This is a genomic window from Candidatus Baltobacteraceae bacterium (assembly GCA_036559195.1).
Lineage (GTDB): Bacteria > Vulcanimicrobiota > Vulcanimicrobiia > Vulcanimicrobiales > Vulcanimicrobiaceae > JALYTZ01.
Genome location: DATBTN010000058.1, coordinates 1 through 16,922 on the forward strand (window position 1 = coordinate 1; position 16,922 = coordinate 16,922).

At 62.3% G+C, this 16,922-nt stretch carries 15 protein-coding genes; 7 read left to right on the plus strand and 8 right to left on the minus strand.

What is annotated here, in order from left to right; translation table 11 throughout:
• Positions 1-42 precede the first annotated feature (42 nt).
• From tkt to pgl, 6 genes are read left to right on the plus strand one after another with little or no spacing between them, the layout of a single operon-like run.
• Positions 43-2,043: a transketolase gene (tkt, locus tag VIG32_09085; protein ID HEY8298161.1), complete on the plus strand. Its 2,001-nt coding sequence runs from the start codon at positions 43-45 to the stop codon at positions 2,041-2,043.
• 12 nt (positions 2,044-2,055) lie between these two features.
• Positions 2,056-4,896 carry a bifunctional transaldolase/phosoglucose isomerase gene (locus tag VIG32_09090; GenBank protein ID HEY8298162.1) on the plus strand — a complete coding sequence of 947 codons (2,841 nt, stop codon included), beginning with the start codon at positions 2,056-2,058 and terminating at the stop codon, positions 4,894-4,896.
• Complete coding sequence (gene gnd / locus VIG32_09095; GenBank protein HEY8298163.1) at positions 4,820-5,809, plus strand: decarboxylating 6-phosphogluconate dehydrogenase; 990 nt, start codon at positions 4,820-4,822, stop codon at positions 5,807-5,809. Before VIG32_09090 ends, gnd begins: the two co-directional genes overlap by 77 nt.
• 2 nt (positions 5,810-5,811) lie before the next feature.
• Positions 5,812-7,395 carry a glucose-6-phosphate dehydrogenase gene (gene zwf / locus VIG32_09100; protein HEY8298164.1) on the plus strand — a complete coding sequence of 528 codons (1,584 nt, stop codon included), beginning with the start codon at positions 5,812-5,814 and terminating at the stop codon, positions 7,393-7,395.
• On the plus strand, positions 7,392-8,402 hold the full coding sequence (locus tag VIG32_09105) for a glucose-6-phosphate dehydrogenase assembly protein OpcA (GenBank protein ID HEY8298165.1): 1,011 nt from the start codon (positions 7,392-7,394) through the stop codon (positions 8,400-8,402). The genes zwf and VIG32_09105 overlap by 4 nt, the downstream gene beginning before the upstream one ends.
• Entirely contained in the window at positions 8,399-9,133 is a 735-nt protein-coding gene (gene pgl, locus VIG32_09110; GenBank protein HEY8298166.1) for a 6-phosphogluconolactonase, read from the plus strand. The genes VIG32_09105 and pgl overlap by 4 nt, the downstream gene beginning before the upstream one ends.
• A gap of 112 nt (positions 9,134-9,245) precedes the next feature.
• Here pgl and VIG32_09115 read toward each other — a convergent pair whose 3' ends face one another.
• The 8 genes from VIG32_09115 to VIG32_09150 are packed head-to-tail and all read right to left on the minus strand — an operon-like array spanning position 9,246 to position 15,952.
• A complete protein-coding gene (locus VIG32_09115; protein ID HEY8298167.1) occupies positions 9,246-9,494 on the minus strand; it encodes a hypothetical protein in 249 nt (82 codons plus the stop codon).
• A 48-nt stretch (positions 9,495-9,542) separates the two neighbouring features.
• A complete protein-coding gene (locus tag VIG32_09120) occupies positions 9,543-9,683 on the minus strand; it encodes a hypothetical protein (GenBank protein ID HEY8298168.1) in 141 nt (46 codons plus the stop codon).
• Entirely contained in the window at positions 9,680-11,551 is a 1,872-nt protein-coding gene (locus VIG32_09125; GenBank protein ID HEY8298169.1) for a TolC family protein, read from the minus strand. Before VIG32_09125 ends, VIG32_09120 begins: the two co-directional genes overlap by 4 nt.
• 11 nt (positions 11,552-11,562) lie before the next feature.
• Positions 11,563-13,110, minus strand: coding sequence for an MDR family MFS transporter (locus tag VIG32_09130; protein HEY8298170.1), 1,548 nt, complete (start codon positions 13,108-13,110; stop codon positions 11,563-11,565).
• A gap of 1 nt (position 13,111) precedes the next feature.
• On the minus strand, positions 13,112-14,383 hold the full coding sequence (locus tag VIG32_09135; GenBank protein ID HEY8298171.1) for an HlyD family secretion protein: 1,272 nt from the start codon (positions 14,381-14,383) through the stop codon (positions 13,112-13,114).
• Positions 14,380-15,000 carry a TetR/AcrR family transcriptional regulator gene (locus VIG32_09140; protein HEY8298172.1) on the minus strand — a complete coding sequence of 207 codons (621 nt, stop codon included), beginning with the start codon at positions 14,998-15,000 and terminating at the stop codon, positions 14,380-14,382. The genes VIG32_09135 and VIG32_09140 overlap by 4 nt, the downstream gene beginning before the upstream one ends.
• Complete coding sequence (locus tag VIG32_09145; protein HEY8298173.1) at positions 15,000-15,656, minus strand: hypothetical protein; 657 nt, start codon at positions 15,654-15,656, stop codon at positions 15,000-15,002. The genes VIG32_09140 and VIG32_09145 overlap by 1 nt, the downstream gene beginning before the upstream one ends.
• Positions 15,653-15,952 (minus strand): STAS domain-containing protein, encoded by a 300-nt coding sequence (locus VIG32_09150; protein ID HEY8298174.1) that lies wholly within the window; start codon positions 15,950-15,952, stop codon positions 15,653-15,655. The genes VIG32_09145 and VIG32_09150 overlap by 4 nt, the downstream gene beginning before the upstream one ends.
• Before the next feature lie 175 nt (positions 15,953-16,127).
• Here VIG32_09150 and VIG32_09155 point away from each other — a divergent pair, with 175 nt between their 5' ends.
• Positions 16,128-16,916, plus strand: coding sequence for a serine hydrolase (locus VIG32_09155; GenBank protein HEY8298175.1), 789 nt, complete (start codon positions 16,128-16,130; stop codon positions 16,914-16,916).
• The last annotated feature ends 6 nt before the right edge of the window (positions 16,917-16,922 follow it).

Here is a 16,922-nt window from a genome sequence, read left to right on the forward strand (position 1 = left end):
TCGTCTCCCCCGCAATGCAAGCTTTCGCCCCGAGGAGAGACTGTGCCCAATACGCGCGAGGACGAGCAACGTATCAACGCGATCCGTTTTCTATCGGTGGATGCCGTGCAAAAGGCGAAATCCGGGCATCCCGGCATGCCGCTGGGGGCGGCGGCGACCGCCTTCACGCTCTGGAGCAAGCACCTGCGGTTCAACCCGAAGGATCCGGCCTGGTTCGATCGGGACCGGTTCGTGCTCAGCGCCGGCCATGCGTCGGCGATGCTCTATTCGCTGCTCTACCTAACCGGCTACGATCTCTCGATGGACGATTTGAAATCGTTCCGTCAACTCGGCAGCAAGACGCCCGGCCACCCCGAGGCGCATCACACGCCGGGGGTCGAGGTGACGACCGGGCCGCTCGGACAGGGCTTCGCCAACGCCGTCGGCCTGGCTATCGCCGAGGCGCATTTGGGTGCCGTCTACAACACGGGCGCGCAGCGGATCGTCGACCACCACACCTACGTGATGTGCAGCGACGGCGACATGATGGAAGGGATATCCAACGAAGCCGCGTCGCTCGCGGGTCATCTGCAGCTGGGCAAGCTGATCGCGCTCTACGACGATAACAAAGTGACGCTTGCCGCCGACACCGGGGTCACCTTTACCGAGGATGTCGGCTTGCGCTTCGAGGCGTTGGGCTGGCACATCGCACACATCCCCGACGGCAACGACGTCGCGGCGATCGACGCTGCGATAACGGCCGCCAAGGCGGTCGCGGATAAGCCCTCGCTGATTCTCGTTCGCACGCACATCGGCTACGGCTCGCCGGAGCAAGACTCGTTCAAGGCCCACGGCGAACCGCTCGGTCCCGAGAACGTGAAGAAAACCAAAGAGCGCCTCGGCTGGCCGCTCGAACCCGACTTTTACGTGCCCGACGACGTGCTCGCGTGGTATCGCACGTTCGTCGATCGCGGCGCGGAACTGCAGAACGATTGGAAGAAGACGTTCGATGCCTGGAAGGCCGGCAACACCGAAGCCGCCGCGCAACTCGAACGCGCCCTCGCGAAGCAGCCGCCGGCGCAGATTGCGTGGCCGGTCTTTACCAAAGAGAACGGCGACAACATCGCCACGCGCGATGCCGGCGGTATCGCGATCAACGCGATCGCCAAGGCCGCGCCCGAACTCGTCGGGGGTTCGGCGGATCTCGATTCGTCTACGAAAACCTATCTCAAGGACTTTGGCGACTTCCAACCCGGAACGTATGCCGGGCGCAACATTCACTACGGCGTGCGCGAGCATGCGATGGCCGCGATAAATACCGGTCTCGCGCTACACGGCGCGCTCTTGCCGTTCGGCGCGACCTTCTTGAACTTTCTCGATTACATGAAGGGCGCGGTCCGTTTGGCCGCGCTCAATAAGGTGCGCTGCTACTACGTTCTCACGCACGACTCCGTCTTTCTTGGCGAGGATGGGCCGACGCACCAGCCGATCGAACATCTCGCACACATGCGCGCGACGCCGAATCTCATGGTCGTCCGTCCGGCCGATTCGGTCGAAACGCTCGAAGCGTGGAAGCTTATGCTTGCGGCGCAGGGCGGCCCGTGGGCGCTGATCTTGAGCCGGCAGAAACTGCCGTTTCTGGGCGAGCGCACGTTCGATATGCGCAACGGCGCCTACACGCTCGTCGACACCGACGCGACCCCGGATCTCATCTTGATCGCCACCGGCTCCGAAGTCTCGCTTGCCGTGCGAGCCGCCGAGCTGCTCGCCAAACGCGGAATGAAGACGCGGGTTGTTTCGATGCCGTGCTGGGAGCTCTTCGCGGCGGCTTCGCAATCGTACCGCGATAGCGTCTTGCCGCCCGCCGTCACCGCGCGGATGTCGATCGAAGCCGCCGCAACCTTCGGCTGGCGGGAGTGGGTCGGCGATCGCGGCTATACCTACGGCATCGATCATTTCGGAACATCCGCGCCCGCCGCCGATATCGTTCGAGAGTACGGATTCACGCCCGAGCACATCGCGCAGGTCGCGCAAGACCACTTCGCTACTGCCGCCCAACACTAGGAGAATGCGTTCATGAGTAACCAATTGCAGCAATTGCTCGAAGCCGGCCAGAGCGTATGGCTCGACAACCTGCGGCGCAGCATGTTCGCTTCGGGTGAGCTGCAGGGCCTCATCGACCGAGGCCTGCGCGGCATGACGTCCAATCCGACGATCTTCGAAAAAGCGATCGGCACCGGCAACGACTACGACGAACAGCTGAAATCGCTGATCGGCAAACAGCACGATGCGAACACGCTCTTCTGGGAGCTCGCGATCGCCGACATTCAAAACGCGTGCGACCTTTTCAAACCGGTCTACGACGGAAGCGGCGGAAACGACGGATTCGTCAGTCTCGAGGTCTCGCCGTTGCTCGCGCACGACACGCAGGGCACGATCGACATGGCCAAAGATCTCTGGAAACGCGTCAACCGCGCGAATCTCATGGTGAAGATCCCGGGAACCAACGAGGGCGTACCGGCGATCGAAGCGTGCATCGCCGAGGGCATCAACATCAACGTGACGCTGATCTTCTCGATCGAAATGTACGAGAAGACCTCACAGGCCTACATTCGCGGCCTGCAGCGCCGTCTCGAAAAGGGGCAGCCGATCGACCGCATTCGATCGGTCAACAGCGTCTTCGTGAGCCGTATCGATACGGCGATCGATAAGATTCTTCAAGACCGCATCGACAAGGGCGAGAAGAATCTCGTTTCGCTGCTGGGCAAAACCGGCGTGGCGAACTTGAGACTCACCTATCAGAAATTCCTCGAACTCTTCGAGGGTGCCGGGTTTGCGGCCGTCAAGAGCAAGGGCGGACACGTGCAGCGCCCGCTCTGGGCCTCGACGTCGACCAAAAACCCCAGCTATCCCGATCTGATGTACGTGGAACCGGTCGTCGGCAAAGAGACCGTCAACACGATGCCCCCGAATACGCTCGCGGCGCTGCTCGATCACGGCAGCGTCGTACCGGAGACGGTCTTGCGCGATTTGGATGACGCTCGCGCGACGATCAAGCATCTGCAGGACGCGAAGATCTCGCTTTTCGACGTCACCCACAAGCTGCAGGTCGAAGGCGTCGCTTCGTTCAGCGACTCGTTCGCGGCGCTGCTCGGCGCGATCGTCTACAAACAGAAGCAGCTCAGCTCGGGGCAAAAACGGGTTGCGCTCTCACTCGGCACCTACGAGGAACCGTTTTCCAGCGCGCTCGAGACGTTGGCGAAGAACGATTTTCTGAAAAAGCTCTGGGCCAAAGATCCGAGCCCGTGGTCGAGCGACCCGCAGCATGCCGAGATCATCAAGCACGCACTCGGATGGCTCGAGATCCCGCAGCATATGCTGGAAAGCGTCCCCAATCTTCAGCATTTCGCGAACGACGTCGCGTCCCAGTTCTCGCATGCGGTCGTACTCGGAATGGGCGGCAGTTCGCTCGCCCCCGACATCATGCGCCTAACCTTCGGAAAGATCGACGGGCATCCCCAACTCCACGTGCTCGACTCGACCGACCCCGCGCAGATTCGCGATATCGAAGGGGCGATCGATCTGGCGCGTACGCTGTTTATCGTAGCGAGCAAGAGCGGTACTACGACCGAACCCGACGCGTTCTACCGGTATTTCCACGCGGAGGTCACCAAGGCGGTTGGCTCGGCGCACGCCGGCTCGCACTTCGTCGCCATTACCGATCCCGGAACGGCGCTCGAAGCCGAAGCGCAAGCGCAAGGCTTCCGCGCGACGTTCGTCAACGATCCGAACATCGGCGGGCGATATTCGGCCCTCTCCTTCTTCGGCATGGTTCCGGCGGCCGTCGCCGGCTACGACATCAACCTATTGCTCGATCGCGGACTTGGAGCGATGCACGCGAACGACAAGTCCGTCACGCCCGCCGACGCACCGGGCGCCCGATTCGGTGCCGCCATCGGCGCGCTCGCAACGCACGGTCGCGATAAGCTTACGATCGTTACGCATCCCTCGGTTCGCGCGTTCGGCGCCTGGGCCGAGCAGCTCGTCGCCGAATCCACCGGCAAAATGGGCAAGGGTATTCTGCCCGTCGAGGGCGAGCGGCTCGGCGAGCCGGAGGTCTACGGCGACGATCGCGTATTCGTCTACGTCGGTGCCAATCTCCCGAAGGCCGAAGCCGAGACCGACACAAAATTGCGCGCGATCGAAAAAGCCGGACATCCGGTGATTCGTCTAGCCATGAACGACGCCTACGATGTCGGCGAGCAGTTCTTCCTCTGGGAGATCGCGGTAGCCGCGGCGGGATCGATCCTGCAGATCGATGCATTCGATCAGCCGAACGTGCAAGAATCCAAAGACAACACCAAAGCGCTGCTTAAAGAATACGCCGGTAACGGCAAAATCCACGAGCCTGTAGCCGACGTCGACGGCGAACTCTTCGATATCACGTTTATGAGCGGCAGCTCCGAAGCTGGCAGCACCGATCTCACGGCCGCTCTCGTCGAATTGGTCGCGCAGATTCGGCCTCACGACTACGTCGCGTTTTGCGCGTATATCGATCGCAATGCGAAGCACGCCGAATCGATCGATCGCGCGCGGCTCGCCATTCGCGATGCCAAACGCATCGCAACCACCGTCGGCTTCGGACCGCGCTTCCTGCACTCGACGGGGCAGGAACACAAAGGCGGACCGGCTACCGGCGTTTTTATCCAAATCACCGGCGACTCGCCGTTCGATCTGCCGATCCCCGGCATGAACGTCGGATTCCGAACGCTCATCGCGGCGCAGGCGCTCGGCGATCTGCAGTCGCTCGATAAGCGCAACCGGCGCGGCGTGCGCGTGCATCTCAAGGGCGACGTCGACAAGGCGCTGCACGCATTGGTCGCGTCAATCGAAGACGCGCTTTCGCTTAAAGTTTAAAAGGAGATCCATGCAACTCGGAATGGTCGGACTCGGGCGCATGGGCGCGAACATGACGACGCGCCTGCAGCAAGGCGGCCACAGCGTCGTCGTCTACGATCGTAGCGCCGATGCCGTAAAAACCGCCGCTTCGGGCGGGGCGACCGGCGCGCAGTCGCTGGCCGACTTGTGCGGGAAGCTCAACGGTTCGCCCAAGGTCGTCTGGATTATGGTGCCCTCAGGCAAACCGACCGACGAAACGATCGACGCGCTGATCGCGCTGCTCGGCCAAGGCGATATCATCATCGATGGCGGCAACACGAACTACAAGGAAGGTCTCGCAGCCTACGAACGGTGCAAGGCCAAGGGCGTCAGCCTCGTCGACGCGGGAACCAGCGGGGGCGTTTGGGGACTCAAAGAGGGGTACTGTTTGATGGTCGGCGGCGACGACGCTGCGGTAAAAAGCTGCGAGCCGATCTTTCTAACGCTCGCACCCGAGAACGGCTACGCGCACGTCGGGCCCGCGGGTGCCGGACACTACTCGAAGATGGTGCACAACGGCGTCGAGTACGGACTCTTGCAAGCCTACGGCGAAGGATTCGAGCTGCTCGAAACGTCGCCGTACACCTACGATCTCAAACAGCTCGCCGAACTCTGGCGTCACGGCAGCGTCGTGCGCTCGTGGCTGCTCGATCTCGCCGTACTCGCGTTCGATGAGGATCCGGGCCTCGAAAAAATTCGCGGGTACGTCGACGATAACGGTGAGGGGCGCTGGACGGTGCAAGCCGCGATCGAGCAGAGCGTGCCGGCACCGGTCATCACGCTCTCGCTTATGGCACGCTTCGCATCGCGTCAAGACGAATCGTTTAGTGCGAAGGTGATCGCGGCGCTGCGAAATCAGTTCGGCGGACACGCGGTTAAGGCCGAGAAGTAATCGTGGCGGCCACCTCAACCAAAACAAAGAACGGCAAGAGCGACGGCGCGCAGCCCAAACCTGCGGCGCCGGCCGTCAACCCGCTGCGCGCGGGGCTCGATTCCGGGCGAATCAACGATCCGTGCACGATCGTCTTTTTCGGAGCGAGCGGCGACCTGTTCAAGCGGATGCTCATGCCGGCGATCTATAACCTGCGCGTCGAAGACATCTTGCCGACGAATTTCAGTCTGATCGGCTTCGCACGCAGCGAATACACCGACGACGAGTTTCGCGCGTACTGCAAGCAAGCAGTCGACGAGTTTTCACACTCCGGCAAGGCCAACCCGTCGCTCTGGAACGACATGGCCAAGCGTATCTCGTACATGGCCGCGGATTTCAGCGATACGTCGCACTTCGAAGCGCTCAAGAAACGACTCGACGAAAGCGCCGAGCAACTCGGGACCGGCGGAAACGTGCTCTTCTATCTCGCCACGCCGCCGGCGGTCTTTCCGCAGATCATCGACCAGCTCAAACGCGCGAAACTCGATCCAAAGAACAATGCCAAGGGCTGGACGCGCATCATCGTCGAGAAGCCGTTCGGTACGGATCTCGCATCCGCGCAAGCGCTGCAGGCCGAGGTCGAAAAAGTTTTCGACGAAGGCCAGGTGTACCGCATCGACCACTATTTGGGCAAAGAACCCGTGCAGGATATCATGGCCCTGCGTTTTGCCAACACGATCTTCGAGCCGATCTGGAATCGTAACTACATCCAATCGATCCAAATTACGGCGGCCGAGACGCTCGGCGTCGAACTGCGCGGCGGATATTACGACAACGCCGGCGCGCTGCGCGACATGATTCAGAACCACGTCATGAACCTGCTCGCGCTCGTTTCGATGGAGCCGCCGGCAAGCTCCGACGCCGACGCCATCCGAAACGAAAAATTCAAGGTGTTCTCGGCGATCGAACCGCCCACGCCTGAATCGGTCTTCACCATGAGCGTTCGCGGGCAATACGACGCCGGCACCATCGACGGCGAGCCCGTTCCCGCCTATCGCACGGAGCGAGACGTCAAACCGTCCTCCAATACCGAGACGTTCGCTACCCTCAAACTCTACGTCAACAATTGGCGCTGGGCAGGGGTGCCGTTCTATCTGCGCAGCGGCAAGCGTCTGTCGCGCAAGGTTTCGGAGATCGCCATTACCTTCAACTCGATCCCGCACAAGCTTTTCGGCGAGAAGAGCGATACGATCGAGCAGAACGAACTGGTCATCAAGATCCAACCCGACGAGGGCGTCTCGATTCGCTTCAACGGCAAGGTGCCGGGTCCGAAGAACCACATTCGCAGCGTGACGATGGACTTTAACTACGGCACCGGTTTCGGCGTTGCTTCGGCGCCGGCGTACGAACGGCTAATCGGCGACGCGATGCGCGGCGATGCGACGCTCTTCACGCGCTGGGACGCCGTGCAGCGGGCGTGGGAGATCGTCATGCCGATTCTCGAGGTCTGGACCTCGATCAAAGATCGCACCTTCCCCAATTATCGGGCCGGCACCGAAGGTCCGGCGGCCGCGCACGACCTTAATCCGAATTGGCGCCCGCTGTGAGCCTCGACGTCGGCGCCATCCTCGACGAACTCGCCAAGGATCGCAAAGAACGCATCGGCGTATCCGCCACCTCGCTCAACTTGGTCGCCTTCGTCGAGGATCCGCAACTGCTGGGCTGGCTTAAGGAGCGTACCGGAACCATCGCCCAACGTCATCCGTCGCGCACGCTGCTGCTCGATGCGACGCACGCCGATTCGGCTCGCAGCGTTTACTCGGCGGTAAAAGAGATCGACGATACGGTACTCACGCAGACCGAGCAAATCGAACTCGGCGTGCGGGATTTCGCTGCCGAAGAACTCGGGTCGATCGTCCGCGCGCTCACCGTTCCCAACGTGCAGACCATCCTGTGCTGGGCGGGAGCGCACATCGCGGGCGAGAGCCGTTTTACGGAGTTAACCCGGCTTGCCGACAGCGTGCTGCTCGATAGCTCGCGGGGCGACAAAACCGCCGGCACGCTTCGCGAACTGACGCAGTGGATGGCCGGCGGCTCGCATCGAGCCGTGCGCGATCTCGCCTACATGCGGCTCGCACCGTGGCAGGATATGATCGCGCAGTTCTTCGACGATGCCGATCTCGCGAGCGAGTTGCCGTCGATCGAGCGCGTCGCGATTACCTCGGGCTCCGATGCCGAAGCCTACTATTTGATCGGCTGGCTCGCGAGCCGCCTGCAGTGGAATCCATGTGGAGCGCACGAGTTCTGCAACGCGCGAGGGGAGAAGATCGGCGTTTCGTTCCGCCACCAGGGCGAAGCCCGACGGGTCGTACGCATCGTCCTGGAAAGCGCGCACTCGACCTTCACGGCGGCGCTGCAAAAAGGCACGTCGGATGTCGTCTGTTTGAGCGTCGACGGTAAGAAAGCTCGCCCGCAGCGCTGCGCGCCGATTCACGACGTCGACGTGGTTTCCTTGATGGAGCAGGCGATTCTCACGCCGGCCGGCGGCGAGCTGTTTGCCGCATCGCTCGAAGCCGCACGCGCGCTGCTCGAAGCGCAGAGCCCCGCATCGTGAGCGACTTTCCGGACAACGTCCATGTGTACGCCAATCCCGACAAGCTGGCGGCGGCGCTCGCCGATCGTTTCGTCAACTGCGCGCAGACGGCAATTACGGAACGCGGAACGTTTCACGTCGCGCTCGCCGGCGGCACGACGCCCAAAGCGGCGTACGCGCTGCTCGCTCAAGAGCCGCGCCGCACGGCAGTCAATTGGAACGACGTTTTCGTGTTCTTCGGAGACGAGCGGTGCGTGCCGCCCACCGATGAAGCCTCGAACTATCGGATGGCGATGGACACGTTTCTGCACGCCGTCAACATCCCCGGACACAACGTGCATCGCATGCGCGGCGAAGACGAGCCGGCGGCCGCCGCACGAGCCTATTCGCAACTGCTGCGCGAGGACTTGGGTGAACCGCCCCGCTTCGATCTGATTATGCTCGGAATGGGTCCCGACGGCCACACCGCCTCGCTCTTTCCCGGAACCGATCCGCTGACCGACGACGCGCAACTCGTGCGCGCTCCGTACGTCGAAACGGCTGCGATGTCGCGGCTTACGATAACGCCGCGCGTTATTAACGCGGCGCGCGACGTCGCGATCGCCGCCGAGGGCCAAGCAAAAGCCGCGATCCTCGCGGCCGTTCTGCGTGGAGTCCACGATCCGACGACCTACCCGATCCAAATCGTCGCGCCGCTCGAGGGCCGCCTCGACTGGTTAGTGGACGCCGCTGCCGCCAGCGCTCTGACCTAGCGCCCCTCGCGACGGGCTCGTCCTTCGACAGGCTCAGGATGACAGATAGGGGAGCTGAGCTTGTCGAAGCGTGGTGGCGGATGGATTAAAGGTCTTTTTCTAGCGTTCGATCCTACGTATTGCCGGCGTCGCGGACGTCGCGCTTGGCGTGGTCGAGTCCGGCCTGCACGTTGTGCTTTACCTCGTTCGCTGACGATTCGATCTTTTGCCCCGTCGTCATAGTCTCGCCGGACTCCGTGCGCCGCTCGTGTTCGGCTGCGGCCTGCGTTTTATGCGCGCTCTCCGAAACCGTATCCCGAACGTCCTTGGCGGCATCGCCGATCGTGTCGGCGGCCTTGGCTAGGTCATTTTTAATGTCCATCGTGCGCAGGGTGTACCCGCGCGCGAGGAGCTTGAAACCCGGGTTTGCCTAGGCGAGCGTTCCGCGTAGCGGGCGCGTGTTCCAGCGCTCCAACTCGCGCGAATACAGCACGGCGCTGCGCTCCTGGAGCTTCTGCTGGTTGATCTTCGAGACGCGTAGCCGTACCTCGGCGGTGCTCTTGCGTTTCATGGATTGAGTGCTCCCTCTCCCACCGTTGTGAGATTGACGTTGTTGGCGCTTAAAATTTCGCCGGTCGATCGTTCGAGTTCGACGACGGCTTTGTTGAGGTCGGTCTGAGCCTGCAGCTCGCGGCCGCGATTGTCGGCTACTTCCAACTGCCGCTGCAAAATAAGAAACGTGGTCGAAGCGCCGTTGCGGAACCGGCGCTGCTCGCTCGCAAGTACGGCTTCGGATGCCGCACGCGCGGACCGCGCGGCGATGAGACGGTACTGCGCGCTCTTGAAAGCCTGCAGCGCGTCGCGTACCTCGACGGTCACGCGCTGCACGATGCTGGCCTCCTGCAACTGCGTCGTTCGTTCGCGCTCTCGCGCGATCGCCAGATCGGCCTTGCCCGTCCGATCGCCGATCGGTATCGTGAGCCGCACGCCGGCGTTGTATACCGGGAACTTATTGCTCGTGAGATTCTTGATCGATTGATCGAGCGACCCGACGAGATACCCCGGGACCGGCGTGTTCGAGGGCATCAACGTGGGAATTTGCTGATTTGCCGGCAGCTGCTTGTCGACCGCCGCGATTAACGCGTCGATGGCCATCACCTGCTGCGCGCTACTCTGCGCGAACGGGCTCGCATTAGGATCGGTCGGCGTTCCGGCGAAGCCGTTGCTCGTATAGCCGAGCTGCAGGTCGACTTGCGGTTTGACTTGATTCTCGGCATACGCTAGATCAACGTTGGCAGAGCGCCGAGCGTCGGCAATCTGCGCCATTTCGGGACGATTTTTTAACGCTTGGGTAACCAGATCGGCAAGCGCCGGCTCCCGGGGAAGCTGCAGAACGGGGGTCGTCGGGACCAGATTGGCGCTCCAAATCGGATCGGCCGGATTCGCGAGCGTGAGTTCCTTGAGCTGGTTCTGCAGACTCGCCACGCTCTGCAATGCCGAAAAGACGTTATCTTGAAAAACGTTGACCTGGGTGTTCGACTGCACCACGTCGATCGGCGCGTTTACGCCGACCTTGGCGAGGCGCGCGTTGCTGCGCGATTGCACGAGCGCCTCTTTGAGCGCTTCTTCCTGTATCGCGACGTTGCGCCAGGCGGCAACCAAGTTCCAATACGCGTCCTGTACTTGCGCGACCGTCGTCGAAACCGATTGCAGGGTCTGGGCGTCGGTCATGTCGGCGTTGATTTTTGCCAGTTCGATGGACCGCGTGGTCGCATTTATCCCGCGATTCTTCGCTAACGGCTGCGTGAAGTTAACGGAAAATATCGTGGGATACGTCGGGTTGAACGCATTGATCGTCGTGTTGTCCTCGACGCGCTTACCCGAGACTTGGACTTGGTACTGCTGACCGCCGCGGAGCTGACCTTCGACGCCGCCTTGGAGTTGGATCGACTTCTGCACGATCGGCCCGAAGTTCGGCCCGGCAAAGAACGCGTTCTGCGGCGCCTGCGAAACGTAACTATACTGCGGCTGCACCGAAAGGCGCACGTCGTATGCGCCCCGCGCGGCGGCGATTTGGTAATTCGCGATGCGCCGGTTCGCTTGCGATACCGCCAGGTCGGGATTGTGCGCGAGCGCCATCGCGACGGCGTTGTCGAGCGTGATGCCGACGAATTGCTTCTGCGTGACCCCGACGAGATCGGCCGAGGGCGTTTCGAGATTCGGCGCCGCGTAGCCGGCGGCGACGTTCGGAACGTTCGGAAGAATCGGTATCGGCGGCGGCGGCGGCAAGCCGCCTTGCTGAATCGCCTTGGCCGCCGGCGAGGCTTGCGGGCGCGGCGTCGCGCGCGGAGCCGGCGTCTTCTGCTGCGCGCTCGCGGGTGCGGCAAACGCCGCCCCACACGCGATCGATGCGAAGAGTGCGATGGCACGACGATTCACGAAAGCTCCAATCATTTAACGGATACCGAGGCTGAGCCGATGCGCGGACGGCGCATCAGAAGGACGAGCGGCGCCAAAACGATCGTGATGACGGCCGTCAAGCGCGACGTGTCCGCATACGATAGTGCGAGCGCCTGTTGCGCCACCAACCCCGCTAAATCACGAATCGCGCGCAGCGAGTGTTCCCCGCCGTTGGCTGCCAAGAATTGAACGACCGGGTGCGCGTGCAAGGTGATGCCGGCCGAGAGCGCGTCTTGGTGCCGGGAGACGCCGCGCACGAGCACGGTGACGAGAACGGCCGTAGCGATGCTGCCGCCGACTTGGCGCGCGAGATTGAAGAACGCGGAAGTGGCCGCGACCTCCTTTGCGGGCACGGCATTGAGCACGGCCATCGAAAGCGGAACGAAGATCTGCGAGAGTCCGAGGCCGCTGATGACGAGCGACCAAAAGAACGTCCAGAAACCGGCCGTCGTGGTCGTTACGCTCGCGAGCATCCAATTTGAGATCGCTAAGAGCACGAAGCCCGAAAAGATCATCCACCGAACATCGACCTTCCCGCGGCTAGCGAGGACCGCCGTGAACGGTGTCAGCAGCGCGATCGCGACGCCGCGAATGAGCATCGTCTCGCCCGACATCGTGGCCGTGAAACCCAGCGAGTTCTGCACGTACTGCGGCAGAATCAGCACCGAGCCGTAGAGACTCACGCCGAGCACGGCTCCGAGCAGACTTCCCGCGACCACCGCGCGGTGGCGCAGCACGTGCAGATCGACGACCGGTATCTTCGAGCGCAGCGTCCAGATGACGAACGCGATGAGGCCGCCGGCGGCTAGCGCGGCGAAGAGTCGAATGTTCGGATCGGCGAACCAGTCGTATTGCTGCCCTTGATCGAGCACGTATTGCATCGATCCCAAGCCGGTCGCAAGCAGTCCCAATCCGATCCAATCGAGCTTCTTATTCTTCTGCGCCGGCGCCGGGTTACGCAGGACCAAATAGACGGCGAGCGCCGCGACGATACCGATCGGGATGTTGATGAAGAACGCCCAGCGCCAGGAGAGATTGTCGGTGATGATCCCGCCCAATAGCGGCCCGAGCGTCGGACCCACGATCACGCCGAGCGAAAAGATCCCCTGCGCTTTGCCTTGTTCGGCGAGCGGATACGTTTCGCGCAGAATCGCCTGCGAGGTGGAGATCAAACCGCCGCCGCCGACGCCTTGAACGATGCGCCAGAAGACCAGCGCCTCGAAACTGCCCGCAAAGCCGCACATGGTCGACGCGAACGTGAAGAGCGCGATCGAAGCGAGATAGTATGCGCGGCGCCCGAACCGGTCTTGCAGCCACGGGGTGATTGGAATGATCACGACGTTGGCGATGATGTACCCCGTCACGATCCAGGCGCCCTGATCGACGGCCACGCCGAAATTGCCCTGGATATTCGGCAGCGCTACGTTCACGATCGTGGTATCGACGATCTCGAGCATCGTCGCGGTTATGACCGCCAACGTCACGACGGTCCGGCGCCACCCGTATTCGATGACGTTGGACTCGAAGACCGAACGCACGCTAGCGGACTCGCACCGAGGCTTCGACGGACATTCCCGGACGCATCGGGTATTTGCTAAAGTCGACGCCGGCAAAGCCAATCTTTACCGGGATGCGCTGCGTGACTTTGACGAAGTTGCCGGTGGAGTTTTGTGCGGGAACCAACGCGTACGTGTTCTGCGACGCGGGATTGATCGAGAGAACCTTCCCGTCGAAGGTTTGGCCCTTGTAGGCATCGACTTTGATGTCTACCTGCTGGCCCGCGCGCATCGATCCGACTTGCGTTTCCTTGAAGTTTGCCGTCACGAAGACCTCGTCCGGAATCAGCGTCAGCAACGACAATCCCGACTGCACGGTCTGACCGACTTCCACGTTCTTCTCTCCGACGTAGCCGTCGATCGGAGCGTAGATTTTCGTGTACGTTACGTTTTGCTTGGCGATGTCGAGGGCCGCGCGCGCGGCGCTGATCAACGCCGGCGCTTGGGCTTGGCTGAGTTTTCCCTGCGCCGTTTGAAGGCCGCCCTGGGCGGCGCCGACGCCGGCTACCGAAGCCGAGACCTTGGATTGCGCGGCGTTAAGGTTCGCTTGCGCCACGTTGATCGAATCGAGGGCGCTGCGATACTGCGACGCGGCCGCGGCTTCCGCCGAGCGGGCGGCGTCGAGTTGCTGCGCCGGGAGATCGCCGGTCGAAACGAGCGACTGCGTGCGCCGTAGATCCGCCTGCGCTTTGGCAAGCGACGCCTGCGCCGCGGGCAACTCCGCTTGCGCCGCGCGCACTTGCGCGACGGCCGCATCTACACCGGCCTGCGAAGCCGGCACTTGCGCCTGAGCGCCGCTGATCTGCGCTTGCGCCTGCGTTATGCCGCCCGAGCCTTGCGTTACGCCGGCCCGTTGATTCTCGAGCGCGACTTGAAAGTTCGCTTCGGCCTGCGTCACTTTGGCCTGTTCGTCGGTGCTATCGAGCACGATGAGCAGTTGCCCCTTACGCACGGGTTGATCGGTCGCGACCAAGATCCGCTCGACGCGTTCGCCGATCTTGCTCGTGACGTCCACGGTGTTGGCGTCCACACGCGCGTCGTCGGTCGATTGGTGAGCGCGTGCGTAGACAAAATACTTGACGCCGAAGATCAACAAAGCGATCACCGCGATTGCCACCACCAGGAGGCCGATCGAACGCACGACCGGATTTGCGGTCTTGGCCGGAACCTCGTCTTGGGGCGGCGCTCCGTGCCCGGTGCCGTTCGAGGTCGCCCCCGTCGTCGCCGGTTTTTGGACCTCGCGCGAATCCGTCACTTGCTTCGTACTCCGTTCAGAAAGACCCCGATTTGAAATCGCGTAAGCTCGTCGGGGTCGATCGGATATTGATCCTTAAATTTCTTGCGCCCCAGCACCCGCGAAAAGATCATTCCCATAAAGAATCGCGCGAGCCAAATCGGGTTTCCGCGCAGCTCGCCGGTCTGGACGCGCCGCGACATATATTCGACGATGACTTCGTGAATGGCGTGCGGTGCGCGCCACGCCTGATCCGAGACGCCGTCCTCTTCGTCTTCTTCGGAGAGCGACATGACGATCAGATCGCGCACGTTCTCCATGCGCTCGGTCAGCGCGCGAGCGATCGCGGCCAGATCCTCGTCGATATCTCCGGAAAGCTTGCTGACGAGCCCCTGGAGTTCTACCGCGCCGCAGAAGTGCTTCGTGCACTCCATAATGAGCGCGTCCTTATTTCCGAAATGTCGAAAGAGCGTCGCTTCGTTCACCGCGGCCCGTTCGGCGATCTCGCGGGTCGTCGTCCCGCGGCGCCCCTTACGGGAGAAGAGTTCGCGGGTGGCCCACAGGATGCGCTCGCGTGTCTCCTCGGGAGAGGTCGAACGGCCCGGATCGGGTTTTGAAACGCGTTCTGTTTCGAGCATTATTTCCTTTCGAAGACCGCGTCGTCGACGGCGACGTTGGTGTGATACTGCACGTAGTTGGCGTCGGCGACTGCCCGCACGTGCGGAATATGAATATCGGCGTGCTGGGACGCAATCACGCTGTACTGTCCCTCGGTCTTAAACGTCTGCGTCATGACGATCAGGCCGCCGTTGGTGTAGTGCCATTCCATCTGCGCGACCTGATAGGTGGCCGGATCGACGTACGCGAGCGTGTAATCGAGCTGGCTGCTATGGATCTTCTTCGTGAGGCGCAATGCGATCATCGGTCGTCCGCCGAGCGCGCGGACGCCGTCGATGCTAAGCCGCTGATCCTTCTCCCACGACGCCGGATCGCCGATGTCGGCGAAGAGTTTCTGGAAGCCTTTCGCGTAGCTCGGAACGCGATCGAAGACCACTTCGTAGTTATTCGGACGCTTGAAGTACGACGTTCCATCGAGCTTCGGCGAGAGGAACGGAAAATTCAACATCCGCACGTCAACGTGAACGCGGGCTTGAAACGAACGCAGCGACGGATTGCGCGCGAGCATTTTTTCAACCACCGCATGACCGTCGGTTGCGGTGGATTGTGCGCCGGCCGGGAGCGCGACCAGAACCGCGGCGGCGATCAGGAGGGCCGACGCGAGGCGCCGGATCATGCCGCCACCCCGGTGGGCCGGACCGCAATCGTAAAGACGCGATCGAGGGCGGTAACGGCGAGCGTCCTTTTAAGATCCTCGCGAGTCACGTGCAATGCGATCTCGCCGCCGGCGTCGCGGACTCGCCGGAGGATGGTAATCAAGCCTCTGATGGCCTCGACGTCCAGCGACGGCAAGCCGTCGAGGTCGAGCAGGAGGCGGGCTCCGTCGGATTCGTGGGCCGCGACGAGAGCCCGCTGAAAGGCTTCGATCGGCGCGAGGCGGGGATGTTTGTATGAAAAAACGTGGCTATCCATGGCGATTCTGCTGCCCTACTACTCACAAAAAGCGGGTGTTTCGGCTGCAAGTGGGTACTTGCACGCAGATGGTAGCATACCGCCGAGGGCTATGCAAGTACTTACATGCATTGCGCAACCGAGCGAGCGGGCGGCAACCGAAGGCCGCACTCCGGCGAGCGGGAATATCGCTCGCGTGTTGACCCAAGAAACCGTCCTCGCCGCCGCCGCCGATGCGGGCCTCACGCCGTGCTCGATCGTCGTGCGCCGCCTCGATTCGGGCGAAGGCCCGGATATCTCGATCGAACCGCAGCGCTACCTGTACCCGGCGAGCATGCTCAAGGTTCCGCTCGCGCTCGCAACGCTCGCACTCGTCCAATCGGGCGATCTGCGCCTCGACCAACCCTTCGAGGTAACGCACGCGAACATGACGGCTAACGACAAACCGTCGCCGATGGTGCCCGGCTACGCGGCGCCACTTCGCGAAATCGTGGAACTTGCGATCACGATCTCCGACAACGTTGCGACCAACATGCTCTACGATATCGTCGGGCGCGAGCGCGCGACGGCGATCGTGCAGCAGCGTTTCGGACTTACCACTACCTCGTTTGCCCGGAAACTCTCGGGAAGCGAGCCGCTGATTCACGATGCGGAGTGGGACGGCGAACGGCGCAACCGGCATAACGCCGGGGATGCCGCCCGCCTCTACGAACTGATCGCACGCGACCGGGTGCCGTTCGCACACCTGCTGCGCGAAACGTTAGCCCGCCAGCAGTTCAACAATAAGCTCAGCGCGGGGCTGCTTCCCGGCGATCGTTTCGCGCACAAAACGGGCGATACCGACGAAGTCACGCACGACGGCGGAATCCTCGATACGTTCTTGGGCGCGTCCTACGCGATCGTCGTGTATGCCGGCCTGGAGGCGACCGACTCCAACAACGCCCGATTCGGCCCGTTCATGAACCAAATCCGGGCGCTGTTGTAAGGGTAC